The 945-nt window shown below is 71.7% G+C and carries 2 protein-coding genes; one reads left to right on the top strand and one right to left on the bottom strand.

Features of this window, described 5'->3' with window-relative positions; genetic code table 11:
• On the bottom strand, positions 1–798 hold a 798-nt coding region (gene ytpR / locus J7528_RS23530), incomplete at its 3' end, for a YtpR family tRNA-binding protein (RefSeq protein ID WP_291879699.1).
• Between ytpR and J7528_RS25655 the strand changes: the two genes are divergently transcribed.
• A partial coding sequence (locus tag J7528_RS25655; protein WP_363270477.1) for a phenylalanine--tRNA ligase beta subunit-related protein occupies positions 757–945 on the top strand: 189 nt, incomplete at its 3' end. The two genes, ytpR and J7528_RS25655, sit on opposite strands and share 42 nt — an antisense overlap.

Here is a 945-nt window from a genome sequence, read left to right as displayed (position 1 = left end):
GAGCGTGTCCAGGTCGAAGGCATGCATCGGCTGGCCCAGCTCCAGCATCACGTACTGGGTGATATCGACCAGCAGCGACACCGGCCGCACGCCACTGCGACGCAGCCGCTCGGCCATCCACACCGGCGTGCGCGCGTTGGCGTCCACGCCTTCGATCACGCGCCCGCAGTAGCGCGGCGCGTCGGCGCCGGCGTGCAGCTGCACGGCCAGCTCGCGTGCGCTCGCCGCGGGGATCGCGGCCACGTCCAGCGCAGTCACTTCACTCGCGCAGGCCGCGGCGACGTCGTAGGCGATGCCGCGCACGCTGAAGCAATCGGCGCGGTTGGGGGTCAGCTTGATCTCGATGCTGGCGTCGGGCAGGCCCAGATAATCGGTCAGCGCCGAGCCGACTGGCGCGTCATCGGGCAGCTCCAACAGGCCGGACGCATCGGCGTCCAGGCCCAGCTCCTTGGCCGAGCAGAGCATGCCGTTGGATTCCACACCGCGCAGCTTGGCCGCCTTGATCGCAATACCGCCGACGTTCGAGCCGACCGTGGCCAGCGGCGCGACCAGGCCCGAGCGCGCGTTCGGCGCGCCGCAGACGATCTGCAGCAGCTGGCCGCTGCCGGCGTCGACCTGGCAGACCTGCAGGCGGTCGGCTTCCGGGTGCTTCACCGCCTCGACGATGCGGGCGACGACGACACCGGCCAGGCCGTCGCCGAGCGCGGTCACTTCTTCGACTTCCAGGCCGATCGCCCGGTCGCACTGGCTGGCGTGATGGGTGGGCTGGACACCCGGGTCACCGACGCGACCCGACATGTGTTCCTCGAGGCCGCGCATTTCGCGCCGGCCGCGATCATGGGCCGTGGCCGCCGCCTCGGCCTGCACACCGACGCCGGGCACCGTTTCGAGCGCGGCGTGGATCCGGAACTGCCGCGCACGGCGGTCGAGCTGGCCACCCCTGTC

Source organism: Caulobacter sp. (assembly GCF_017744445.1).
GTDB lineage: Bacteria > Pseudomonadota > Alphaproteobacteria > Caulobacterales > Caulobacteraceae > Caulobacter.
The sequence above is the reverse complement of the archived record's forward strand: the minus strand, read 5'-3'. Positions and strand labels throughout refer to the sequence as shown.